Source organism: Bartonella sp. CM120XJJH (genome assembly GCF_042194715.1).
GTDB lineage: Bacteria > Pseudomonadota > Alphaproteobacteria > Rhizobiales > Rhizobiaceae > Bartonella.
Map to the genome: position 1 here is coordinate 33668 of NZ_JBHINE010000001.1, position 23748 is coordinate 57415.

Genomic DNA, 23748 nt, shown 5'->3' on the forward strand with positions numbered 1-23748 from the left:
CCTAACTTTTAGATAATTCAGCGCACACCCATCAGCGTCCCTATACTGAATATTTTTGACTTCAACCATATTCAAACAATATCATAAAAAGGAGTAAAGAAATGAAATTTACAAATTTTTCTCCTTACAGAAACAACAACCCTCCGCTGAAACAACTATTAGAAAATTATCACGATGTATCGATAAAGTGAATTTAAAAAAAATACAACAGAATTATTACATTTCTTTAATTTCAAAGAGTTATTGTTTTTACAGTTTACGTAAAGGTAAAAGTATAATCAATGCTTCTTCTTCAAAAGAAAATGTTCTTCCCAAAGTTTTAAATAATCGTGACTTTGCATTTCAAAAAGACGTGACTGTGTTCTTTGAAATTCAAATGTTTCCGTAATTTGCGCATGCCCTTTATACAAATCCCCCACCTCTGCCGCTGCCGACATAAATAACCGTATGTGGCGCTCATAAAGAATATCAATAAGCAAAATAAACCGTTTTGTTTCATTGCGACATGTATCATCCATAACCGGTACATTATCAATAAAAATCGTATGATAACGCTCCCCTAATACCAAATACTCAGCCGCTGCCAAAGGCTTTGCACATAAATCTCTATAATCAAAGCGTGCACATCCTGCACCAACGCGCGGAATAGGAATAAGGCGCCCTTTTATAGAAAGCTCATCAGATATCTCCTTATGTCCTTGTAATACAAGTGCCCATGCTTGATCCATATATTCATTTGCTTGAACCCCCAACGGCGACACATACACCTGTTGTAGATTTGATTTTTCAAGGCGGTAATCTGTTTTTGCATCAAGATTAACAACACGAACATATGCTTTCAAAACTTGAATAAAAGGCAAAAAGAGTTCACGATTTAAACCATTACAATAAAGGTTATCCGGCGCCACATTTGAGGTCGCAATAAAGAAAACTCCTTTATCAAACAAAGCAGAAATAAGCCGTCCCAATACCATAGCATCAGCAATATCCGTTACACTAAACTCATCAAAACAAAGTACCTTTGCTTCTCGTGCAAGATCTTCAGCAACAGCTAAAATAGGATTATCTTGTTTAAATTTTGCACACCCAGATTCTTGACGATAAAAATTAATACGTTCATGCACATCAGCCATAAAATCATTAAAATGGGCACGCTTTTTATGATCTTTAGGCAAACAAGAAAAGAACAAATCCATCAGCATGGTTTTGCCCCGTCCTACTTCACCATAAATATACAATCCCCGAAAAAAACCTGTTTCATCTCCTTGTTTTACAACACAAGAAGTACTTTGTTTTTTCCTTTTAAATATTCTATTAAAGAAAGAGAAAAATATCCAAGTCCAAGGACGAGAAATGTTTTGTTCCTCAATTTTTTTTAATAAATGATCAAAATATTCTGTTATAGCTAATTGAGCGGGATCAAAACACACCTCTCCTTTAGAGACAATCTCTTTATAGCGTTTTGAAACGAGAATCATCCAAAAAACCTTTTTCAAACCGATCTCAATGAAAAATACAAAGACTTTTCACGAATCTGTCCGTCTAACTTATTTTTTTGATAAACGATCAAAAATGATTTAACGACTTAAAACAACGGGATGATCATCAAGTGTACGTCCCTCAAAACGATCAACATTTGAAGAATAAAGGACAAGGATAACACGTCCAGAGTTATTATAAAAATATAATCTTTTTCCTTTAACAGCCCACGATCTCACTTGGGAAGCAATTCCTGGACAGTGTAAAGGACCAGCACGATACCCTTGTCCAAACTTTGTTTGCGGCGTTGCAATCCGGCAAACTTTTCCCCCCATAGAAAGATTCCATACGCCAGCAATACTAGCAGGAAATAAATCAGTAGCATTACTTGGCAATTCGAGACTAGCCATTCGTCCATCGCTCTGAGAATCTCCTTTTTCATACATCGAAGCGTTTGCATCTTCAGATATTGACGAAGAAGTAGACGACAGATCAGACGCTTCCAATATTGTCATTTGTTGAGATGGATAAAAAACTTCTAATGCGTTACTATCGTCATTACCGTCAAACCGTGTTGTTGAACATCCCCCTAAAAGCATTACAGTTGATAGTGCAACGAAAAACGAAATTTTTGAAAACGACATATCTGTACTCTCTCCCACGACAATAAATAAGTTCACAAAAAAATTAAGTGAATATTTGTTATAGTTACAAAGATAAATTAACAAATTAAAAAAAACAGGTTAAAATCGCTTATTTTAAAAGAAATAATTTATGTACCTGATTTTATATTTATTAAACACTAGAAATTTATAAGATTTTCAGCCATATATCCCTTTATAAGTAATCATTAGAAATAGAGAAGTTTCATGAAAACGCCATTTAGCAAAATGGACGGTCTTGGAAATCAAATTATTGTTGTTGATATGCGTGAAAGCACTCATGCTCTTACACCACAAGCAATCCTTGCTTTGTCAGCAGATCCTGAAATGCATTTTGATCAAATCATGGCTATCCACACACCAACCCAGAAAAAAGCCGACTTCCGGGTCGAAATATGGAATACCGACGGATCAATGGCTAAAGCTTGTGGTAATGGTACCCGCTGTGTCATTGCATGGCTTAAAGATCACAATTTTGGTGAAAAATTTTGTTTAGAAACTCCCACTGGAATTATTGAAGGGAAATACCAAACCGACAATCTCATTTCTGTTGATATGGGATGTCCAAATTTCAATGCAAAAGAGATGCCTGTTTCACGTGAAATAGTTGATACCAATCACGTAGAAATTACGGCTGGTCCCCTAAAAGATGCTTGTCTCATATCCGTTGGCAATCTCCATGCTATCTTTTTTGTTGAAAATGATATTCAACATATTCCATTAGAAAAATATGGGCCAAAACTTGAACATGATCCGCTGTTTCCAGAACGGTGCAATATTTCCATTGCTTGCATAACGTCAAAGAAAAGTCTAAATTTACGTACATGGGAGCGAGGAGCAGGATTAACACAAGCATGTGGGAGTGCTGCTTGTGCAAGTGCAGTGGCCGCTTATCGTCGTGGTCTTACACAACGCCATGTTGATGTAAACTTACCAAAGGGAATACTTAATATTTTTTACCGAGAAGACGATCACGTTATTATGACAGGACCAATAAAATATCAATTTAGTGGTTTTTTAAGCCCTTTAACAGGGTGCTACAAAAAGGATCACTCCTGATGGCTATAGAAATTGTAACTTTTGGTTGTCGACTTAATAGTTACGAATCAGAAATCATTCGCAAAGAAAGTACTTCTTCAGGGCTAGATCAGCTTAAAGATGGTGCTATTATCTTTAATACCTGTGCTGTCACTGCCGAAGCCGTACGACAAGCAAAACAAGCTATCCGTAAAGCACGACGTGAAAATCCTCATGCGCGTATCATTGTAACAGGGTGTGCAGCCCAAATAGAAGCACAAAATTTTGCCTCCATGACAGAAGTGGATCTTGTTTTAGGAAACGAAGATAAACTTCACGCCCATTCTTATCGTCAACTTCCTGATTTTGGCATTAATCATTCTGAAAAGGTGCGTATTAATGACATTATGGAAGTACAAAAAATTGCTCCACATATGGTCAGTGCAATGCAAGAGCGCACCCGCGCTTTTGTACAGGTACAAAATGGATGTGATCATCGCTGTACATTTTGCATTATTCCTTATGGACGAGGACCATCTCGTTCAGTTCCCATGGGCGCTGTCATAGAACAAATTAAAAAGCTGATAGATGACGGTATCCAAGAAGTGGTCCTTACAGGTGTTGACCTTACAAGTTATGGCCACGATCTTCCTGGAAAAGCTACTCTAGGAAAATTAACTTCAGCAATTTTGCATCATATCCCTGACTTAGCGCGATTACGCCTCTCATCTATTGACTCTATTGAAGCAGACGAAGAACTCATCAATCTTTTAGCTTATGAAACAAGGATTATGCCCCATTTGCATTTATCTTTGCAAGCAGGTGATAATATGATTTTAAAACGGATGAAACGGCGACACTTACGCGAACATGCCATTCAATTTTGCCAAGAGTTGCGTGCCAAACGTCCTACAATGGTTTATGGTGCTGACTTAATTGCTGGTTTTCCTACGGAAACAGAAGAGATGTTTCAAAACAGTCTTGTTTTAATCAAAGATTGTAATTTAACCCATCTCCATGTTTTCCCCTTTAGTCCAAGAGAAGGAACACCTGCCGCACGTATGCCACAAATAAACCGTAAAATAGTTAAGATGCGTGCTGAAAAATTGCGTAAAGCAGGTGAGGTGGCTTACCAAAAGCATCTTGCTCATTTACAAAACAGTCTACAAACAATTCTCGTTGAAAAAGATGAAATCGGACGAACAGAAGATTATACTCTTGTACAAGTTAAAGGTGCAAAAGCAGGAACAATTGTTCAAGCCCTTATCGTTGATCATGATGGCAATAAATTGATTGCTGTCCTTCCAAAATTAAACGCTGCTTGAGCAGGAAAATTCTTATGACTAAATCTTTTATTAAAAAAATATTCTCTTTTAACAAATCTCAAGAGCAGGAAATGGAACAACAGATTTCTATTCCTGATAAAAGCGATATAATAGAAGAGAATAAAGACAAAAATGAAAGGACAAAAAATAACCAAATTTCTATAGACACAGAAAAAGAAGAACAAACAAAAAATAGAGAGTCAACACTTACAAAATATAATGAAAAATCTCCATTTCTAGAATCCCATTCTGATAAAATTCCCTTTTCTGGTAAAATTATTGTCACAGACAACATCCGTGAAAAAACGAATGAAGAAATTTTATCTGAACCTTCTGTTGAACAAAAAAAGATAGCGTGGTTTGGGCGCCTTAAAAAAGGTCTGTCGCTTTCTTCACAACGCCTAAGCGGATCAATTGGCGATCTCTTTGTTAAAAGAAAACTTGATGAAGATACATTGCAAGAGCTCGAAGATATCCTTATCCAAGCTGATCTTGGGGTAGAAACGGCGACACGCATCACAAATGCTTTAGCTTCCAGTCGTTACGGAAAAGACCTCTCTCCAGATGATATTCATACTATTGTAGCCGATGAGGTCAAAAAAGTTCTGGAACCTGTTGCAATACCATTAGAACTTGATCTCAGCTGTAAGCCTCATGTTATTTTGCTGGTAGGTGTAAATGGCACTGGAAAAACGACAACAATCGGAAAACTTGCAGCAAAATTAACAGCAGGGGGATTAAAAGTTATGCTGGCAGCTGGTGATACTTTCCGAGCCGCAGCTATTGAGCAACTACATATTTGGGGTAAACGTACTGATTCTCCTGTTATTTCGACAAAATTGGGGGCAGATGCCGCCAGCTTAGCGTTTGATGCTTATGAAAAAGCAAAAAAAACAAACAGTGATGTATTAATTGTTGATACAGCAGGGCGTTTACAAAATAAATCTGAATTGATGGATGAGTTGGCAAAAATTATTCGTGTTTTAAAAAAACACACCCCCCAAGCACCCCATACAATCCTTCAAACACTTGATGCAACTACTGGACAAAATGCACTTAACCAAGTGGAGATTTTCCGTGAGATTGCTGGCGTTAATGGTTTAGTCATGACAAAGCTAGATGGGACTGCACGAGGAGGAATTCTTGTCGCTATCGCAGCAAAATATAAATTACCCGTTTATTTTATCGGTATAGGAGAAGATATTGAAGACCTTCAACCCTTTTCTGCTTCTGACTTTGCCGAAACTATCGCAGGAAAACATACATGAAACAGCCTTTATCTAACCCTAATTCACACAATAATTCTGAAAAAAATATGAATAACAATAAGAAACCCTCTCTCTCACCAACATTTAAGTTTTTTTTGGAAATGGGTCCATTGGTTGCCTTCTTTTTTGCCAATTATAAGGGAGAGTGGCTGATAAAAAACATTGGATTTTTTCAAAACTTTAACAAATCTATTTTCCCTGCAACAGCTATTTTCATGGTAGCGATTATTATTTCTCTAAGCTTATCATGGATCCTTGCAAGACAAATTCCTATTATGCCTCTTATTTCTGGAATATTTGTTTTAGTTTTTGGCTTTCTAACTCTCTGGCTTCATAATGAAACTTTCATAAAAATGAAACCAACAATCATTAATAGCTTATTTGCTTTTATACTTTTTGGTGGGATGTTTTTTAAAAAACCACTTTTACGTTATGCTCTTGATTCTACCTTAAAACTTGATGATTTAGGTTGGCAAAAACTTACCTATCGTTGGGCGTTTTTTTTCATTTTTCTTGCCCTTTTGAATGAAATAATTTGGCGTAATTTTAGCGATAATTTCTGGACAAGTTTCAAAGTATTTGGCGTCATGCCTATAACAGTCCTTTTCATGCTTACCCAAATGCCTATAATTATAAAACATTCAAAAGGACTTTTTACAGAAGAGGAAAAATCTGATTCTTAAAAAAATCACTACTACCGATTATTTTATAGATTCATCACCAAACACTGTTCAGGAGAAAAAACATGTTGATTGAACAGTTTATTTGTCGAGAAGACAATTTCGGTGTACTCATTCATGATGAAAAAAGTGGTATGACAGCTGCAATTGATGCGCCTGAAAGTGAAGCAATTCATAAAGCCTTAAAACGTCGTAACTGGACACTTCAGACTATTTTTGTAACTCATCATCATCATGATCATGTAGAAGCCCTAGAAGAATTAAAACAAGTTTATAAGGCTATCGTTATTGGACCAGAAGCAGAGAAAGAAAAGATTAATCATCTTGATCGAACACTTCAACCTGATGAAAATCTTTTCTTTGGCACGCACCCGCTTTTAGCTCTTTCAACACCTGGTCATACTTTAGGCGCATTATCTTATTACCTTCCCGAGAAAGGTGTACTTTTTGCTGGAGATACACTTTTTTCACTTGGTTGTGGACGTCTTTTCGAAGGAACAGCTGCACAAATGCTAAATTCTTTAAAAAAACTTCGTAACCTTCCTGATGAAACACTTCTCTATTGTGGACATGAGTATACAAAAAACAATGCTTTTTTTGCGCTAACAATTGATCCACATAATAAAAAGCTCCACCAAAGAATAGAGGAAGTTTTTTTATTGCGTGCAGGAAATGCCATGACTTTACCTGTCACTTTAGGACAAGAAAAAACAACAAATCCCTTTCTTCGTTGGGATAATCCTGCAATCAGAGAGAACCTCTCAATGACCAATGCTACAGATGAAGAAGTTTTTGCTGAAATTCGAAAAAGAAAGGATAAATTTTAACCATGCTTAAGTTCGTATTACGTTTGTTTCTCTTTTTTCTTTTCGTGATACATATTCAACTAACAATGGCAGAAGAAAAGGAAACAAATAATTCTTCTCTTATATCACCTCTCATTGCAAATTATCCCTTAACAGAAGATTTTCTTTTAAAGCTGGAAAAAATCGAAAAAGAATGTAAAAATTTACTTCCAGAAACAAAAAATGATCTTATCACTTATGATTCTATTATCCACTCTAGTATTGAAAACTATGCTACTTATATTTCTAGTAAACCAAAATTTGTAAATATTTTAAAAGAAAATAATATCACGCCAAAAGATTTTGCTGCAGGAACCTTAGCACTCAAAGAAATATCAACGCTTCTTACATTTGTACCTGAACAGGAATATTCTACTGAGAAAAATACTATCTTTTTAAACAATATTGAATTTGTTAAAAAACATTTTTACAAAGCAACATTTCTTTTAGATAGCTGTGAAAAACTCATTTTGAGCAACTAATCAGTTATGAAAGGTTAGAAAATATCATCCCACTAATCTAATAAAGAAGTCAGTGCATCAAAAAATCACAGTGTTTTATCATTCCTAATAATCGTTTTATTTCAATTATATTTACAAATATTTTTCTACAAATAAAGAATAACAGATGAAAAAATATTTATTGAAATTCAAAAAAGAAAGGAGAATTTTTAGTCATGTTTAAATTTTTAGTGTGTTTTTTCTTTATCTTTTCTTTTGTATCATATGCTCAAGAAAATAAACAAGAAATAGATGATCCTTCTTTTATACCACCTTTCATTGCAAATTATCCCTTAACAGAAGATCTTCTTTTAAAGATGGAAAAAATCAAAGCAGAATGTAGAAAATTACCTTCAGAACCAGAACAAACAAATACAAAAAGTGATCTCAGTACTTATGATGACAATATTGAAAAATACGCTGCCTATATTTCTAATAATATTTCTAATAATCCAAAACTTGTAAATATTTTGAAAGAAAATAACCTCACACCGAAAGATTTTGTTGTTGCTCACCTAGCTCTTCAAGCTACATTGTATGTACTTACTGATGAGAAAAAATCTACTTATGAAAAAAACGTTTTGCCTTCAAGCAATATAGAATTTGCTAAAGAGCATATGTATAGAATAATCAAAATTTTAAAAGATAACTGTTAAAAAAATCTTTTTAGAACAATTGATTAACTTTGTAAACGTCGACAAATTTCATCTAATTGTTCTAATGAAGAGTAATGTATTTTTAAATCGCCACCTTTCTTACCATGTCGAATAATAACTTTCATTCCTATCACATCTGCAAGTAATTTTTCTAAAGATTTTGTTTCAGTATCTTTTTCCGTATTGGTACGCTTTTTAGCTTTAGGATTGGCTTTCTCATATGCAAGTATTTCTGTTTGACGTACTGAAAGCCCTTCACTAATAATTTTCTCAGCTAAATTTTGTGGATCATCAACGGTTATAAGACAACGTGCATGACCTGCAGAGAGTTGTCCATCAATTAAGAATTGTTGTACTTTTTCTGGAAGTTTTAACAAACGAAGCGTATTTGCAACATGACTACGACTTTTTCCAATAACTTGTGCTAAATCTACCTGTGTATAATCATGTTCATTTAGGAGCATATCATATCCTTTTGCTTCTTCTATAGGATTAAGATCTGCTCGCTGAACATTTTCAATAATAGCCAATTCCAAAGCAGTTTTATCATCTACATCTCGAACAATAACCGGTAATTTATTTAAATTGGCTCGCTGTGCAGCACGCCAACGACGTTCACCAGCGATCAATTCAAACCGATGAGGATAATCTTTTAAAGGTCTTACAATAACAGGTTGGACAACACCGTGCTGACGAATTGATTGTGCTAAATTATCAAGTTCTGAATCAGTAAAATGGCGTCGCGGATTATGTGGATTGCATGAAATAGATTCAAGTGGAACAAATCGTTCAGAAATAGGAGAAACTATATTGGACTCTATAAATTTGTCAGTATTTGATGAACGTGTAAGATCATTGTTTAAACTGATATCCCCAATTAATGCCGCTAATCCACGACCCAGTCTTTTTTTTGATTGATCATCATTCATAATTTTGCTCTTTGAGTTTTCTTATAATTTTTTTACATTTTTAAGCAGCAGCACGTGCTTGTTTTTCACGTTGAATCATTTCTGATGCTAGACGCAAATAAGCTTGGCTCCCAGCACATTTGAGATCATAAAGCAATACAGGTTTTCCAAAAGAAGGCGCTTCTGATACTCTTACATTTCGTGGAATAACAGTACGATAAACTTTATCTCCCATAAAAGAACGTACATCTTCAACAACTTGATTTGAAAGATTATTACGTCCATCATACATTGTTAGAACAATACCTTGAATTTCTAAAGATGGATTAAGTACGGATCGCACTTGTTTTACTGTTTCAAGTAATTGACTTAAACCTTCAAGTGCTAAAAATTCACACTGCATAGGCACTAAAACAGAATCTGCGGCTCCCATAGCATTAAGTGTTAAAAGATTAAGGGAGGGAGGACAATCAATTAAAATATAATTGAATTTTTTTTCCATTTCCGGATCATCATAGAGAGCCTTACGTAAGCGTTGTATGCGATCTTGTGATGAAGAAATTTCCATTTCCACCCCCAAAAGATCAAGTGTAGAGGGAACTATATAAAGATTGGGTACTGCTGTTTTTAAAGCCGCCTGTGTAATTGAAACGCCCGAGACCAAAACATCATAAGAAGACAAAGGACGGTTATTACGATCAATCCCTAAACCTGTACTAGCATTACCTTGTGGATCAACATCCATAATCAGGACATTTTCACCAATAGCTGCTAAAGCTGTTGCAAGATTAATTGCTGTGGTTGTTTTTCCGACTCCACCCTTTTGGTTTGCAATAGCGATAATTCGTGTTTCGCTCATTTTGCTCTACCCTCTATATGACCGAATATGAGAAATTTCTAAAATAACAGAATTTTCATCAACTTTACTTTTATGTTTTAACAGATCAAAGTGCCAATTGGCAGAGGCATTTTTTATTTCTGTAGCGTAATCCCTACCTTTTTGCAAAAGAGCGATTGTTTTTTCTGTTAATAACGGAAAAATAAGTTGTAAAAGAGTATTGAGCGGCGCTAATCCCCGTGCCGTTATAATATCAGATATGGGAATTTTTTGATATACATCTTCAATTCTAGCGTGATAAACTGTTGCTGGAAGATTAAGTTGAGCAATGACTGTTCTCAAAAAAGCAACTTTTTTTCCATTGCTTTCAACAAGATTAATATGTCCTGCTCTTTTTTCTTTCAAAAAGATAGCAATCACAATTGCAGGAAAACCTCCTCCTGATCCTAGATCACACCAATGCAAAGAATGAGAATACAAAGGAAAAATTTGTGCTGAATCTAGAATATGCCGTGTCCATAGATCTGGTATTGTTGTAGCAGATATCAAATTAATATGCGCATTCCATTGAAGTATTAAAGACTCAAACTGAATTAAATTTTCCATCGTTTCACGTGAAACAGAAGGAACAATATTTAATAATTGTTGATATTTTTTTTCTGTAGAAAAATTCATTAAGCTATTTTAGCCTTTTCACGTCGTTTACGTTGAATATATGTAATAATAAGCGATAACGCGGCGGGTGTCATACCATCAATTTTTTGTGCATCAGCAATTGAACGCGGCGACACTTCTTTAATTTTTGATTTAAGTTCATTTGAAAGACCTGAAATTGCTTGAATATCAAGAGAAGAAGGAATTTCTAAACGCTCATCTCTCTGAAGAGAGGCAATATCTTGTGCTTGTTTATCTAAATAAACCGCATATTGTGCTTCAATTTCTAAAGATTCTGCTGTTTTAGAATCAATTGTTTGTAATTGTGGCCAAAAATCTGAAAGACGCTCTAAAGTCATATGAGGATAAGCAAGAAAATCATAAGCCGAACGCCGAATTCCATCATGATTAACGTGTAATCCATGAGCAGAAGCTTCATTAGGTGTTAAAAAAAGATTTTGACATATTGATCGCGCTTGATCAAGCCGTTGTTGTTTTTTCTGATAACATTCCCAACGTATTTTACTAACAATACCCCATTTTTGTGCCAAAGGTGTTAAACGCGCATCAGCATTATCAGATCGTAAAGATAAACGAAATTCAGCACGTGATGTAAACATCCTATAAGGTTCACAAACACCACGTGAAACCAAATCATCAACCATAACACCAATATAAGCAGTAGAACGACTTATAAATATTTCATCTAATTTACCTACTTTACGTGCCGCATTTAATCCAGCTAAAAGTCCTTGTGCTGCTGCTTCCTCATATCCTGTTGTACCATTAATTTGGCCTGCTAAGAACAAACCAGGTAAAGAGCGTAATTCTAAGCTTCTCGTTAATTGTTGTGGATTAACAAAATCATATTCAATAGCATAACCAGGTTGTAAAACTATAGCATTTTCCAATCCTTCAATGGTTTTTAATAGAGAAATTTGTACATCTTCAGGAAGAGAAGTAGAAAGACCATTTGGATAAACAGTATCATCATTTAATCCTTCTGGTTCCAAAAAGATCTGATGTCCATCACGTTCTCCAAATTTAACAATTTTATCTTCAATAGAAGGACAATAACGTGGTCCTAACCCTTCAATATTTCCAGAATATAAAGCAGAACGATAAATATTCTCGCGAATAATTTGATGTGTTTTCTCATTTGTACGTGTTATTGCACATTCAATTTGTTGTTGTTCAATTTTCTCTGTTAAAAGAGAAAAGGGAATGGGATTTTCATCTGCTTGTTGTTTTGGAAGATGATCCCAGGCAATTGTTTTTTTACTCAAGCGAGCAGGAGTTCCTGTTTTTAATCGACCAAGTTTTATATTATAATTTTTTAAACGTTTAGCAAGTTGCACACTTGACTGATCTCCCATCCGTCCAGCAGCCCATGTTTTATCACCAATATGAATAAAACCATTTAAAAATGTCCCTGTTGTTAAAACAACAGCTCCAGATAAAATTGTTCCTTGTTTTTTTAAAATAACACCTGATACACAATTATTTTTAACGACCAGATCAATAACTTCATCCTCAATAAGAGTAAGATTTTCTTGTTCTTTTAATAATTCTTGAATTGCTTTTTTATAAAGTCGTCTATCCGCCTGTGTCCGTGGTCCTCTTACTGCCGGTCCTTTACGTCTGTTAAGTAGTCTAAACTGAATTCCAGCAGTATCTGCTGCTCTTCCCATGAGACCATCCAACGCATCTATTTCACGAACTAGATGCCCTTTTCCAAGACCACCAATAGCAGGATTACACGACATTGTTCCCAATGCTGATATTTTATGTGTAACAAGCGCTGTTTTGGCTCCTACACGCGCTGAAGCTGAAGCCGCTTCACAGCCAGCATGACCACCACCAACAATAACAACATCATATGATTGCATTTAACTCATTCCGTAGAAAATATTCTAAGGTTTCACGTGAAACAGTATATAAATTACATAATCTTTATAATCTGTCTATGAAATAATCAATGTTTCACGTGAATCATTATTTACCAACACAAAACTCTGAAAAAATAATATCGAGTAAATCTTCAACATCAATATCTCCCGTAATTCTCCCAAGAAAATCACTCGCACAACGGAGATGTTCTGCACGTAAACTGAGGTCAAGAGAATGATAATTAAGAGAAAATTCAATCTCTTTAACAGCCTCCTTTAACAATTGAAGTTGTCTTTTACGCGCCGGAACAATATTTCCAATTTCAGAAGCACGATGATAACAAAATGATTCAAGTTCTTTGATAAAATAATCAAAATTTAAACCAGTTAATGCGGAAAATTGTATAGACCAACGCTGATCATTTTTTTCATAAAGATCAAGCTTATTGCCAACACACCATATTTCAGCCGATGTTTCTGGTAAATCAACCTGCTTAGGATTTCCTATATCATAAACCAGAATAACCAAATCAGCTTCCCTAACATGCTGTTTAGCAATTTCTATTCCCATTTGTTCTATTTTATTTTCTGTTTTTCTAAAACCAGCAGTATCCGTTAAAAAAATAGGTAACCCACCAAGAATAATTCTCGTTTCTAAAGCATCACGAGTTGTTCCTTCTTCTTCCGTCACAATAGCAACAGATTTTCCTGAAAGACGATTCATAATGCTTGATTTTCCAGAATTTGGAGCACCAGCAATAACAATTTTTAATCCATCACGTAAAATACTCGCACGCTCTCCTTCAATAATATATTTTCGAAGAGAAGTACAAAGATCCTCAACATCTTCCCAAATTTTATCAGATATTGCTTTAGGAATATCTGCTTCATCAACAAAATCAAGTTCTGCCTCAATAAAAGCACGCGCCTTCATAAGTTTATGACGCCAATCACGATAAAGCGTCGTTAAATGTCCACTTGTACCCATAACAGCTAAACGCCGTTGGCTTTCCGTTTCTGCCTCTATTAAATCAGCAAGACCTTCTGCTTGAACAAGATCTAATTTTCCTTCTATAAAAGCACGACGTGAAAATTCACCTGCCTCTGCAATACGACATCCAGAAAATGTCGACAATTCATCTAAAAAACGATTAACAACTGCTTTTCCTCCATGTAAATGGAATTCTGCACAATCTTCCCCCGTAAAACTATGAGGGGCAGGAAAAAAAACAGTTAAACCAGAATCTAAAAAACTACCATCACGAGCAGTAATATTTCCATAATGCATAAAACGTGCTTTAGGTAAACGACCACAAAGCGTTTTAACTATATCCACAACATGCGGACCAGAAAGCCGAATGACTGCAACCCCTGAAGGTAACAATCCACTCGAAACAGCAAAGATTGTATCCACAGGTTTTATCCTAATAAAAACTTTAATGACTTTACGTATTCATTGAATCAAAAAATTCACTATTGTTTTTTGTTTGCTTTAATTTATCAATCAAAAATTCAATTGCATCTGTGACATTCATAGATGCTAAAATACGACGAAGAACAAAAATTTTATGCAAATCTTGTCGTTCTACCAGAAGTTCTTCCTTACGCGTTCCTGACTTTAAAATATCCATAGCAGGGAAAATACGCTTATCAGCAACTTTTCTATCAAGAACAATTTCTGAATTACCTGTTCCTTTAAATTCTTCAAAAATAACCTCATCCATACGACTTCCTGTATCAATCAAAGCCGTTGCAATAATGGTTAAAGATCCGCCTTCTTCAATATTACGTGCTGCACCAAAAAAACGTTTTGGACGCTGAAGGGCATTTGCATCCACACCACCTGTTAAAACTTTACCCGAAGAAGGAACAACTGTATTATATGCACGCCCAAGACGTGTAATAGAATCGAGGAGAATAACAACATCACGCCCATATTCAACAAGACGTTTGGCTTTTTCAATGACCATTTCTGCCACTTGTACGTGACGTATTGCAGGTTCATCAAAAGTAGAAGAAACCACTTCTCCTTTTACTGAACGCTGCATATCAGTAACTTCTTCTGGTCGCTCATCTATTAAAAGAACAATGAGATAACATTCAGGATGATTAGTAGTAATAGAATGAGCAATATTTTGAAGTAAAACTGTTTTTCCCGTCCGAGGAGGAGCTACAATTAACCCTCTTTGTCCTTTTCCCAATGGAGATATCAAATCAATCACGCGTGATGACATATCTCTCTCTGTAGGATCCTGTATTTCCATTTGGAAACGCTCATTTGAATAAAGAGGTGTAAGATTATCAAAGTGAATTTTATAACGAATTTTTTCAGGTTTTTCGAAATTAATTGTATTAATTTTAAGGAGAGCAAAATAACGTTCTCCCTCTTTTGGACTGCGTATAAGACCTTCAATTGTATCACCTGTTTTTAAAGAAAACGACTGTATTTGTGCAGGTGAAAGATAAATATCATCCGGACCTGGAAGATAATTAGCATCAGCAGATCTCAAAAATCCAAATCCGTCTTGTAAAACTTCAACAACACCCTCTCCTATGATTTCTACATCTTGTAGAGCAAGTTTTTTCAAGATAGCAAACATTAATTCTTGTTTGCGCATAAGGGAGGCATTTTCAACTTCTAATGTTTCAGCAAAAGAAACAAGTTCAACCGGATTTTTGCTTTTAAGCTCTTGTAGTTTCATTTTTTGCATGAAATATGCTCTTTGTAATTTAGGAGAAGATTATCTTAAATAATTTATGGAAATTTATGAATGAAATATTCTTAAGAAAAAAATATTTTACACTCAATTTTTTCAATCTGCAAGTACCATTTATATGAAATTTATTCCTGTGATATTGAGTAATTATATGAAAAACTTTTTAAAATATAAAAATACAAATAGTATTTAATTATTTTATAACAAAAATGTGAATTAAAGTTATAGCATTAATGAAACACTATTCAAAAGTATTTTTCACAGAAATTTATATTAATAAATTTATATTAAAAGAGAGATTCTTCTTATTTATAACTGTGTTTAGTGTGGATTATTATTTATCCTCAATTTTATCCACAAAAGGAAATAAAAAAAGAATAAAAATAACACTATCTTAAAGATATTATCCCCATTTTTTTTATAAAAGGAATTAATTTATCACAAGCATTTTATTTGTGCATAAAAACGGAGAATTTTTCCTAAATTTTAGTTTTATAAAAAACGGCAAGGATATATACACATATCTTAACAAGGAGTTAAAATTTTTGTGATAAAAGAAAAAAAGTTCTTTCATTTACACATGCTTTCTGATGCAACGGGAGAAACATTAATCTCTGTTGGAAGAGCTGTAGCATCACAGTATGCAATGAGTCAGGCAACAGAACATATCTATCCTATGATTCGTAATAAAATGCAGTTACAAAAAGCTCTTGATGAAATACAACAAGAGCCAGGTATTGTTCTTTACACAATGATTGATGAAGAATTTAAACTTCTCCTTCAAAAAAGGTGTAAAAAAATAAAAGTTCCCTGTATTGATATATTGCATCCTGTTTTAAATGCTTTTCAGTCTTACCTTGGAATGCCAACACATTTACGTGCGAGCGCACAACATGATCTTAATGCAGATTATTTTCGCCGTATTGAGGCACTGGATTTTACAATAGAACATGATGATGGACAATCTTCCAGTAGCTTATCCGAAGCAGATGTGATCCTTGTGGGAATTTCAAGAACATCTAAAACACCAACAAGTATCTATTTAGCAAATCGCGGAATAAAAACGGCTAATGTTCCTCTTATTCCTAATATTGATTTGCCAGAATCCCTTTTAGAGGCAAAAAATTCTTTAATTATTGGTTTAATTGCTTCAGCTGAAAGAATTTCACATATTCGCCAAAATAGAGATTTGGGAGAAGGTTTTGCTCTTGATAGTTATACAAATCGTATCAACATAGCTGAAGAATTAATCTATGCAAAACGCATTTGCGAACGTTTTGGTTGGCCTATTATTGATGTCACAAGACGCTCTATTGAAGAAACTGCTGCTGCAATATTTGAACTTTTATCACGATTTCGTGAAGGAAAATGAGAGAAAATTCTTATGAATGCAGATACATTAATATTAGCATCTCTTAGTTTGTATCGTGCAAAATTATTAAAAAAAGCAGGTTTAAATTTTTTCATTGAAGGGGCTTCTTTTGATGAAAGAGAAGTAGAAAAAAAAGCAAAAGAAAAAACACCTAAAGAACTCAGCTGTTTTCTTGCGAGCGCAAAAGCAAAAAATGTTTCAGATCGTTTTCCTGATGCTTTCGTTATTGGTTGTGATCAAGTGCTTGATTTGGAAGGTAAAGTTTTTCATAAAGCAACAAATATTAAGGAAGCACATCAACGTTTATGTAAGTTATCAGGAAAAACCCATTCTCTTCATAGTGCAGTAGCTTTATTTAAAAATGGTCAAAAAATTTGGGTTGAAGCTTTTAGTGCACATATGTCTGTTCGTTTGCTCTCGTCAGAATTTATTGAACATTATTTAGCACGCGTAGGAAAAGATGTTCTAAATAGCGTGGGAGTATATCAAATTGAAGGGGAAGGGATTCATCTCTTTGAAAAAATTGATGGAGATTTTTTTACCATTGTTGGTTTACCTTTGCTACCTCTACTTATAAAACTACGTCATTTAGGAATTATTGATGGTTGACTTAACAATAAAAAAAACAAATTATCCGCGTGCTTTTGTTGTTGGTTATCCAATTAATCATTCAAAATCGCCAAAAATTCACAATTTTTGGCTTAAGCAATATGGTTTACAAGGAGAATATCTTGCACAAGAAGTAACATCTGAAGAATTCAGTCATTTTATTGCGTCTTTACAAAAAATAGGCTTTTGTGGAGGAAATGTTACTTTGCCTTATAAACAGGAAGCTTTTCGTTTAGCAGATTATAAAGATGAGAAAGCAACAATGATTGGTGCTGTTAATACACTTTGGTATGAAGGAGATAAGCTTTGTGCCACGAATAGTGATGCCTATGGTTTTAGTGCTAATCTTGATGATTTTTCATCTGATTGGGGAGGGGAAACAGCTCTTGTTTTTGGAGCAGGTGGTGCCGCACGCGCTATCATATATGCCTTAAAAAAACGCGGATTCGAACAGATTTATTTGATTAACCGTACAAAACAACGCGCTGATAATTTAGCTCAGCATTTTGGAAAATTCATTAAAGTTTACGATTGGCATAAAATCCATGAAATACTTCATCAAGCTGATTTGATTGTTAATACAACATCTATTGGCATAAAAAATCCAGAAGAAAAAAGTGATTCTTTTTTTTGTGATTTTCATAAAGCAAAAAAAACGGCGTTAGTAACAGATATTATTTATACACCATTGATAACTCCTTTTTTACAACGGGCAAAGGCTTGTGATCTCAAGACAGTTGATGGGCTTGGAATGCTTCTACATCAGGCTGTTATAGGGTTTGAACAGTGGTTTGGAATAAGGCCACAGGTAACAAAAGCTTTACGGACAGCCATTTTAGAGGATATGAGTGAAAAGAAAGAATGAAAATCATAGGATTAACGGGATCAATTGCTATGGGAAAATCAACAGTTGCTGATTTTTTCAAGCAAGCGGGTATTTCTGTTTTTAGTGCTGATGAAGCAGTACAACAGCTTTATAAAAGTGAGCCAGCTTTGTCATTTATAGAGCGTATTTTTCCTGGTGTTGTTGAAAACGGTGAAGTTAACCGTTTAAAACTTTCTGAAATTTTGATTGATGATAAGGAAAAATTACAAGCATTAGAAAAAATAATTCATCCTTTGGTGCAAGAAAAAGAAAGGGAATTTATTGATATAGCGCGTAAACAAGGGGAAAAATTAGTTATTCTTGATATTCCACTTCTGTTTGAAAAAAATGGTGAAAGTCGTGTGGATAGCGTTATTGTTGTTTCTGCTCCAGAAGAAATACAAAAAGAACGTGTAATGATTCGCCAAGGTATGAATGAGAAAAAATTTGCCTTTATCAATGCTCAACAAATGCCGGATGAAAAAAAACGAGAACGTGCTGATTTTATTATTTATACAGGGAAAGATTTAGAGAATACACGTCAACAGGTTTTTGATGTGATAAAAAAACTAAAGAATTGAAGTCATGCGGGAAATTATTTTTGATACAGAAACAACAGGTTTAGATAAAGAAAAAGATCGCATAATCGAAATTGGTTGTGTAGAAATGGTTGATCGTTATCTTACGGGGCGCCAATTTCATGTTTATTTAAACCCTGAAGGCGTTATTATTCCTGATGAAGTTGTAGCAATTCACGGATTAACCAATGAACGCCTAAAAAACGAGAAAAGTTTTAGTGATATTGTTGATGAATTTTTGGAATTTATCAAAGGCGCGACAATGATTGCGCATAATGCGAGTTTTGATATTGGTTTTATTAATGCAGAATTAAAACGCGTCAACAAACCGCTCATCAGTGTTGATAATATTCTTGATACATTGGCTATGGCACGGCGTAAATTTCCTATGGGTCCTAATTCTCTTGATATTTTATGCAAACGTTTTGGAATTGATAACAGCCATCGTATTCTTCATGGTGCTTTGCTTGATGCAGAGATTCTAGCCGATGTCTATATTGAACTGATCGGTGGAAAGCAAGGTGTATTGGGTTTTGATAACAAAAGGGGACTTGATGAACATATCCAGAATGATAAAGATACATCTTATGCAGTTAAAATTCGCCCACAGGTTTTACCTTCAAGATTGAGTCCGCAAGAAAAAAGGTTGCACGCTGATTTTATCAACAATATGGGTGAAAAAGCTCTGTGGAATAACTTCAAAATTCATGAATAACATCATCTTTTCTCTAAAAAAATCACTCTTTAAATTAAAGAATATGGATGTCAAAAAAAATGGTCGTTGTGGGGAGGGGAACACCACAACGACCCTGTCGCTACATCGTACCTCAGCTATCATAGGAGGAGCAAAATGAAAGCTATTAATCCTGTAACAGCAAAGAAAAGCTCTAGGTACTTAATATAAAGTGCAACGACTTCATGTCTTATGGAAAGAAAAAATGGCTTTTTAGAGGCAAAATGAAAAAATAAAAATAAAAGTGAAAAAAATATATACAGGTAATTTGCTTTTTAGCTGAAATGGAGAAATAGAATTGTCATGAAAGCAACAGATCATCTTTTTTTGGTTGACGGATCAGGCTATGTTTTTCGTGCTTATTATGCTTTGCCGCCTTTAAAACGTAAAAAGGATGGACTTCCTGTAGGAGCAGTAGCTGGTTTTTGTAATATGCTATGGAAATTACTTTGTGATGCTCGTAATACAGCTACGGGTGTTGTTCCAACGCATTTTGCTGTTATTTTTGATTATTCATCTGATACTTTTCGGAAACAAATTTATCCTGAATATAAAGCAAATCGCGCTGAACCTCCTGAAGATCTAATTCCTCAATTCGCGCTAATACGCCAAGCAACGAAGGCTTTTAATTTACCTTGTATTGAAAAGGAAGGCTTTGAAGCGGATGATTTAATTGCTACCTATGCAAAATTGGCAACAAAGGTTGGGGCAAAAACAACCATTATTTCTTCTGATAAGGATCTTATGCAACTCGTAAATACGCATGTATCTTTGTATGATGGAATGAAAGACAAGCATATAGGTATCTCAGAAGTTGTAGAAAGATGGGGTGTTGCGCCTGAAAAAATGATTGATTTACAAGCATTAATTGGAGATTCAACGGATAATGTACCGGGTATTCCAGGCATTGGTCCAAAAACTGCAGCTCAGTTGTTAGATCAGTTTGATTCTCTTGATCTTTTATTGCAAAACGTAAAAGAAATTAAACAAACAAAACGGCGTGAAAACATTCAAGCTTATAGAGAACAAGTTAAAATTTCTCGTGAACTTGTTAGGCTTAAAACAGATGTTCCTATAGATAATGATTTAGATGATTTTATTTTGGAGCCACAAGATGGTCCACGTTTAATTGCTTTTTTGAAAGCGATGGAATTTTCAACATTAACGCGTCGCGTGGCAGAGGCGACGTCATGCGATGCAGCTGTTATTGATGCACTTGATATAGATGTTGAATGGGAAAAACTGAGCCATGGGCATGATTCTGATATCAAGAATATTGAGCGCACATCTCTTCACAATTTTTCTGAAAATTCTCCACAAGTTTTTGCACAAAAACGTAAAGATCAAGCACTGACTCAAAAAATTACAAGAGATGCTTATACAACAATTCTTGATGAGGAAGTTTTAAAAGAGTGGTTATCACAAGCACAAGAGCAGGGTTTTTTTGCATTTGATATCAAAACAACATCTCTTGATCCGATGCAAGCAAAGCTTGTTGGTTTTTCATTCGCATTACAGCCGGAAAAAGCAGCTTATATACCTCTTGAACATTTTGATGAAGGAGAAGAGGACCTTTTGAGGGGTGGGCGCATTGCCTCGCAGATTGAGACCCAAAAAGCTTTAGCACTTTTAAAACCGATATTAGAAGATTCAGCGGTGTTAAAAATTGGTCATAATATAAAATATGATTGGTTGGTGATGAAGCAATACGACATTATGATAAGCTCTTTTGACGACACCATGCTTTTATCATATGCTTTTGATGCTGGAACGTTAACCCATAATATGAATGATTTGTCTGAACGTTGGCTTGAGCATAAACCAATTGCCTATAAAGATTTAACGCATAACGGAAAAAAAATTACTTCTTTTGCACAAGTAGATTTAAAACAAGCAACTCTTTATGCGGCGGAAAATGCTGATATAACGCTACGTCTTTGGCAAGTATTGAAACCGCAACTTGTTGCTCGTGGAATGACAAAAATTTATGAGCGTCTTGATCGCCCCCTTGTAGAAGTTCTTGCAAGAATGGAAAAACGTGGAATTCTTATTGATCGGCAGATTTTATTGCGTCTTTCAGGAGAATTGGCACAAGCTGCTTTGATTCTAGAAGAGGAAATTTATAAACAAGCTGATGAAAAGTTTAATCTTGCTTCGCCAAAGCAATTAGGGGATATCCTTTTTGGTAAAATGGGATTGCCTGGAGGCGCTAAAACCAAGGGTGGACAATGGTCAACTTCTGCACAGACCTTAGAAGAGTTAGCTGCTGAAGGTCATATTTTACCGCGTAAAATTATTGAGTGGCGTCAACTCACAAAGCTAAAATCTACCTATACAGATGCCTTGCCTTCTTATATTTTTCCAAAAACAGGGCGAGTTCACACGAATTATTCTTTGGCAATAACATCAACAGGGCGGTTATCATCATCAGAGCCAAATTTGCAAAATATTCCAGTGCGAACTGCTGAAGGACGTAAAATTCGAACAGCTTTTATTGCTCCCAAAGGACATGTGTTACTTTCTGCTGATTATAGTCAGATTGAATTGCGCATTCTTGCACACATTGCGGATATAAAAGCATTAAAAGAAGCTTTTGCTAAAGGGCATGATATTCACGCTATAACGGCATCACAAATGTTTGGTGTTGCGATAGAAGGAATGCATTCAGATATACGACGGCGTGCAAAAGCGATTAATTTTGGTATTATTTATGGTATTTCAGCTTTTGGATTAGCCAATCAATTGGGAATTTCACGCCAAGAAGCAGGTCGTTATATTCAACTGTATTTTGAAAGATTTCCAGGAATTAAAGATTATATGGAGAAGACCAAAATCTTTGCACGTGAAAATGGTTATGTAGAAACAATTTTTGGACGTCGTATCCATTATCCAGAAATAAAAGCAAAGAATGTAAAAATTCGTTCTCTTAATGAGCGAGCAGCTATCAATGCTCCAATTCAAGGTTCTGCGGCCGATATTATTCGCCGCGCTATGATACATATGGAAGATGCTTTAAAAGAAGAAAAACTATCAGCAAAAATGTTGCTGCAAGTGCATGATGAACTGATTTTTGAAGTACCAGAAGAAGAAAGTAAAAGAACCATGGCTGTTGTTAAAAATGTTATGGAAAATGCTACAATGCCGGTTTTATCTTTATCTGTACCGCTTGAAGTAAAAGTCATGACGGCTCAAAATTGGGATGAAGCACATTAATTTTTTTATTTATTTTTAAGAATGTTGATTGCGTTGGAAAGATTAAGATAGGCTTTGATAGGCAAATGATCTGAAGCAATACGTGCAAGCGGTGAATGATGATTTTCAATACTTGTTACCAATTGGTGGGGAAAAGAAAAAACGCGATCAAGGGCTAACAAAGGAAAGCGAGAGGGAAAGCTTGGTACAACTTCAAAAGTGCTATCAAAATAGGGAGAAAAATGATTTAAAGATGAGCCTTTTCCCATCCGCCATTCATTAAAATCTCCTATGAGGAGTGTAGGCATAAGAGAGCGTTTTTGAAAAATTTCAAGGAGCATTTTTGTTTGTTGTTTACGAGAGTAACGTAATAAGCCAAAATGAGCCGCAATAATACGAATAGGGCCTGCTGCCATTTCCAACTCTACAACTACAGCCCCACGTGGTTCAATACTAGGAAGAGTGACTTGTAAAGTATCACGTACATATCCCTTTCGCAAAAAAAGAGCATTCCCATGCCAACCATGGCCATGAGGTGACATAGTATTAAGAGGTACAGGAATCAAACCGGTTTCAGCTTTTAATAGCTGAAGATTAATCAAACCGATACGTTCTCCAAAACGTTTATCTGCTTCTTGAAGAGCAAGGATATCAACTTGTAATTCAGTAATAACACGGACAATTCTTGTAGGATTAAAAATTTTATCAACACCTACACATTTATGCACATTATAGGAAGCAACGGTCAGATCATAATTACTATTTTGATTGATGATGTTTGATTGATGATGAGAGCGGCTGTGAATTGCATTTAAAAGGGAGTTATGGAGTTTTTGTTGGATAAAACCGGTAAACCAAGGGAATTTTTGCTTATAAGGTATTTTTGTCATTTTGCGAAAAGAATAGTCTCTAAGAGGCCAAGAGTAAAAACTTACACTAAAAACAAAAGAACCTTGTCTCT

The 23748-nt window shown here is 35.0% G+C and carries 22 protein-coding genes; 13 read left to right on the plus strand and 9 right to left on the minus strand.

Going from position 1 to position 23748, the window contains the following annotated elements:
• Positions 1-278: 278 nt before the first annotated feature.
• Together zapE and ACFIKU_RS00160 are read right to left on the minus strand one after the other, a co-directional pair.
• Entirely contained in the window at positions 279-1478 is a 1200-nt protein-coding gene (zapE, locus tag ACFIKU_RS00155) for a cell division protein ZapE (RefSeq protein WP_375656335.1), read from the minus strand.
• A gap of 99 nt (positions 1479-1577) precedes the next feature.
• Positions 1578-2123, minus strand: coding sequence for an AprI/Inh family metalloprotease inhibitor (locus ACFIKU_RS00160; protein ID WP_375641246.1), 546 nt, complete (start codon positions 2121-2123; stop codon positions 1578-1580).
• Between the two features lie 225 nt (positions 2124-2348).
• Here ACFIKU_RS00160 and dapF point away from each other — a divergent pair, with 225 nt between their 5' ends.
• The 7 genes from dapF (at position 2349) to ACFIKU_RS00195 (ending at position 8432) form a co-directional block, all read left to right on the plus strand.
• Positions 2349-3200 (plus strand): diaminopimelate epimerase, encoded by an 852-nt coding sequence (gene dapF, locus ACFIKU_RS00165; RefSeq protein ID WP_375656336.1) that lies wholly within the window; start codon positions 2349-2351, stop codon positions 3198-3200.
• Positions 3200-4483, plus strand: coding sequence for a tRNA (N(6)-L-threonylcarbamoyladenosine(37)-C(2))-methylthiotransferase MtaB (gene mtaB / locus ACFIKU_RS00170; RefSeq protein ID WP_375656337.1), 1284 nt, complete (start codon positions 3200-3202; stop codon positions 4481-4483). Before dapF ends, mtaB begins: the two co-directional genes overlap by 1 nt.
• A 14-nt stretch (positions 4484-4497) precedes the next feature.
• Complete coding sequence (gene ftsY, locus ACFIKU_RS00175; protein ID WP_375656338.1) at positions 4498-5751, plus strand: signal recognition particle-docking protein FtsY; 1254 nt, start codon at positions 4498-4500, stop codon at positions 5749-5751.
• Positions 5748-6434 (plus strand): septation protein A, encoded by a 687-nt coding sequence (locus tag ACFIKU_RS00180; protein ID WP_375641254.1) that lies wholly within the window; start codon positions 5748-5750, stop codon positions 6432-6434. Before ftsY ends, ACFIKU_RS00180 begins: the two co-directional genes overlap by 4 nt.
• A gap of 62 nt (positions 6435-6496) precedes the next feature.
• A complete protein-coding gene (gloB, locus tag ACFIKU_RS00185) occupies positions 6497-7258 on the plus strand; it encodes a hydroxyacylglutathione hydrolase (protein ID WP_375656339.1) in 762 nt (253 codons plus the stop codon).
• A gap of 65 nt (positions 7259-7323) precedes the next feature.
• Positions 7324-7758, plus strand: a complete 435-nt coding sequence (locus ACFIKU_RS00190) for a hypothetical protein (protein WP_375641258.1) — start codon at positions 7324-7326, stop codon at positions 7756-7758.
• A gap of 194 nt (positions 7759-7952) precedes the next feature.
• Positions 7953-8432 (plus strand): hypothetical protein, encoded by a 480-nt coding sequence (locus ACFIKU_RS00195; protein ID WP_375656340.1) that lies wholly within the window; start codon positions 7953-7955, stop codon positions 8430-8432.
• A 23-nt stretch (positions 8433-8455) separates the two neighbouring features.
• Here the strand turns inward: ACFIKU_RS00195 and ACFIKU_RS00200 are convergent, their stop codons facing one another.
• From ACFIKU_RS00200 to rho, 6 genes are all read right to left on the minus strand, one after another.
• A complete protein-coding gene (locus ACFIKU_RS00200) occupies positions 8456-9361 on the minus strand; it encodes a ParB/RepB/Spo0J family partition protein (protein WP_375641261.1) in 906 nt (301 codons plus the stop codon).
• A 40-nt stretch (positions 9362-9401) separates the two neighbouring features.
• Complete coding sequence (locus tag ACFIKU_RS00205; protein ID WP_273722360.1) at positions 9402-10199, minus strand: ParA family protein; 798 nt, start codon at positions 10197-10199, stop codon at positions 9402-9404.
• Between the two features lie 6 nt (positions 10200-10205).
• Entirely contained in the window at positions 10206-10853 is a 648-nt protein-coding gene (rsmG, locus tag ACFIKU_RS00210) for a 16S rRNA (guanine(527)-N(7))-methyltransferase RsmG (RefSeq protein WP_375656341.1), read from the minus strand.
• Positions 10853-12721, minus strand: coding sequence for a tRNA uridine-5-carboxymethylaminomethyl(34) synthesis enzyme MnmG (gene mnmG / locus ACFIKU_RS00215; RefSeq protein ID WP_375656342.1), 1869 nt, complete (start codon positions 12719-12721; stop codon positions 10853-10855). The genes rsmG and mnmG overlap by 1 nt, the downstream gene beginning before the upstream one ends.
• 106 nt (positions 12722-12827) lie before the next feature.
• A complete protein-coding gene (mnmE, locus tag ACFIKU_RS00220) occupies positions 12828-14135 on the minus strand; it encodes a tRNA uridine-5-carboxymethylaminomethyl(34) synthesis GTPase MnmE (RefSeq protein WP_375656343.1) in 1308 nt (435 codons plus the stop codon).
• A 31-nt stretch (positions 14136-14166) separates the two neighbouring features.
• Positions 14167-15432 (minus strand): transcription termination factor Rho, encoded by a 1266-nt coding sequence (rho, locus tag ACFIKU_RS00225; protein ID WP_375641269.1) that lies wholly within the window; start codon positions 15430-15432, stop codon positions 14167-14169.
• Between the two features lie 553 nt (positions 15433-15985).
• Between rho and ACFIKU_RS00230 the strand changes: the two genes are divergently transcribed.
• From ACFIKU_RS00230 to polA, 6 genes are all read left to right on the plus strand, one after another.
• Positions 15986-16810 (plus strand): pyruvate, water dikinase regulatory protein, encoded by an 825-nt coding sequence (locus ACFIKU_RS00230; RefSeq protein WP_375641271.1) that lies wholly within the window; start codon positions 15986-15988, stop codon positions 16808-16810.
• Positions 16811-16822: 12 nt separating this feature from the next.
• Positions 16823-17419, plus strand: coding sequence for a Maf family nucleotide pyrophosphatase (locus ACFIKU_RS00235; protein WP_375641273.1), 597 nt, complete (start codon positions 16823-16825; stop codon positions 17417-17419).
• Positions 17412-18284 (plus strand): shikimate dehydrogenase, encoded by an 873-nt coding sequence (locus tag ACFIKU_RS00240; RefSeq protein WP_375656344.1) that lies wholly within the window; start codon positions 17412-17414, stop codon positions 18282-18284. The genes ACFIKU_RS00235 and ACFIKU_RS00240 overlap by 8 nt, the downstream gene beginning before the upstream one ends.
• Positions 18281-18865 carry a dephospho-CoA kinase gene (gene coaE / locus ACFIKU_RS00245; protein ID WP_375656345.1) on the plus strand — a complete coding sequence of 195 codons (585 nt, stop codon included), beginning with the start codon at positions 18281-18283 and terminating at the stop codon, positions 18863-18865. Before ACFIKU_RS00240 ends, coaE begins: the two co-directional genes overlap by 4 nt.
• 4 nt (positions 18866-18869) lie before the next feature.
• Positions 18870-19577, plus strand: coding sequence for a DNA polymerase III subunit epsilon (dnaQ, locus tag ACFIKU_RS00250; protein WP_375641279.1), 708 nt, complete (start codon positions 18870-18872; stop codon positions 19575-19577).
• A 321-nt stretch (positions 19578-19898) separates the two neighbouring features.
• Positions 19899-22808, plus strand: coding sequence for a DNA polymerase I (gene polA / locus ACFIKU_RS00255; protein ID WP_375641281.1), 2910 nt, complete (start codon positions 19899-19901; stop codon positions 22806-22808).
• A gap of 5 nt (positions 22809-22813) precedes the next feature.
• On the opposite strand, the gene ACFIKU_RS00260 is transcribed toward polA, so the two are convergent.
• A complete protein-coding gene (locus ACFIKU_RS00260) occupies positions 22814-23677 on the minus strand; it encodes an endonuclease/exonuclease/phosphatase family protein (protein WP_375641283.1) in 864 nt (287 codons plus the stop codon).
• Between the last annotated feature and the right edge of the window lie 71 nt (positions 23678-23748).

What these genes read in the sequence shown, in the direction of transcription:
- ACFIKU_RS00205 (WP_273722360.1), bottom strand. Translation starts at nt 10,199, where the DNA reads ATGAGCGAAACACGAATTATCGCTATTGCAAACCAAAAGGGTGGAGTC.
- zapE (WP_375656335.1), bottom strand. Translation starts at nt 1,478, where the DNA reads ATGATTCTCGTTTCAAAACGCTATAAAGAGATTGTCTCTAAAGGAGAG.
- dapF (WP_375656336.1), top strand. Translation starts at nt 2,349, where the DNA reads ATGAAAACGCCATTTAGCAAAATGGACGGTCTTGGAAATCAAATTATT.
- rho (WP_375641269.1), bottom strand. Translation starts at nt 15,432, where the DNA reads ATGCAAAAAATGAAACTACAAGAGCTTAAAAGCAAAAATCCGGTTGAA.
- ACFIKU_RS00260 (WP_375641283.1), bottom strand. Translation starts at nt 23,677, where the DNA reads ATGACAAAAATACCTTATAAGCAAAAATTCCCTTGGTTTACCGGTTTT.
- polA (WP_375641281.1), top strand. Translation starts at nt 19,899, where the DNA reads ATGAAAGCAACAGATCATCTTTTTTTGGTTGACGGATCAGGCTATGTT.
- gloB (WP_375656339.1), top strand. Translation starts at nt 6,497, where the DNA reads ATGTTGATTGAACAGTTTATTTGTCGAGAAGACAATTTCGGTGTACTC.
- coaE (WP_375656345.1), top strand. Translation starts at nt 18,281, where the DNA reads ATGAAAATCATAGGATTAACGGGATCAATTGCTATGGGAAAATCAACA.
- ACFIKU_RS00240 (WP_375656344.1), top strand. Translation starts at nt 17,412, where the DNA reads ATGGTTGACTTAACAATAAAAAAAACAAATTATCCGCGTGCTTTTGTT.
- ACFIKU_RS00160 (WP_375641246.1), bottom strand. Translation starts at nt 2,123, where the DNA reads ATGTCGTTTTCAAAAATTTCGTTTTTCGTTGCACTATCAACTGTAATG.
- dnaQ (WP_375641279.1), top strand. Translation starts at nt 18,870, where the DNA reads ATGCGGGAAATTATTTTTGATACAGAAACAACAGGTTTAGATAAAGAA.
- mnmG (WP_375656342.1), bottom strand. Translation starts at nt 12,721, where the DNA reads ATGCAATCATATGATGTTGTTATTGTTGGTGGTGGTCATGCTGGCTGT.
- ACFIKU_RS00200 (WP_375641261.1), bottom strand. Translation starts at nt 9,361, where the DNA reads ATGAATGATGATCAATCAAAAAAAAGACTGGGTCGTGGATTAGCGGCA.
- ACFIKU_RS00180 (WP_375641254.1), top strand. Translation starts at nt 5,748, where the DNA reads ATGAAACAGCCTTTATCTAACCCTAATTCACACAATAATTCTGAAAAA.
- mtaB (WP_375656337.1), top strand. Translation starts at nt 3,200, where the DNA reads ATGGCTATAGAAATTGTAACTTTTGGTTGTCGACTTAATAGTTACGAA.
- ACFIKU_RS00235 (WP_375641273.1), top strand. Translation starts at nt 16,823, where the DNA reads ATGAATGCAGATACATTAATATTAGCATCTCTTAGTTTGTATCGTGCA.
- ftsY (WP_375656338.1), top strand. Translation starts at nt 4,498, where the DNA reads ATGACTAAATCTTTTATTAAAAAAATATTCTCTTTTAACAAATCTCAA.
- rsmG (WP_375656341.1), bottom strand. Translation starts at nt 10,853, where the DNA reads ATGAATTTTTCTACAGAAAAAAAATATCAACAATTATTAAATATTGTT.
- ACFIKU_RS00195 (WP_375656340.1), top strand. Translation starts at nt 7,953, where the DNA reads ATGTTTAAATTTTTAGTGTGTTTTTTCTTTATCTTTTCTTTTGTATCA.
- ACFIKU_RS00190 (WP_375641258.1), top strand. Translation starts at nt 7,324, where the DNA reads ATGGCAGAAGAAAAGGAAACAAATAATTCTTCTCTTATATCACCTCTC.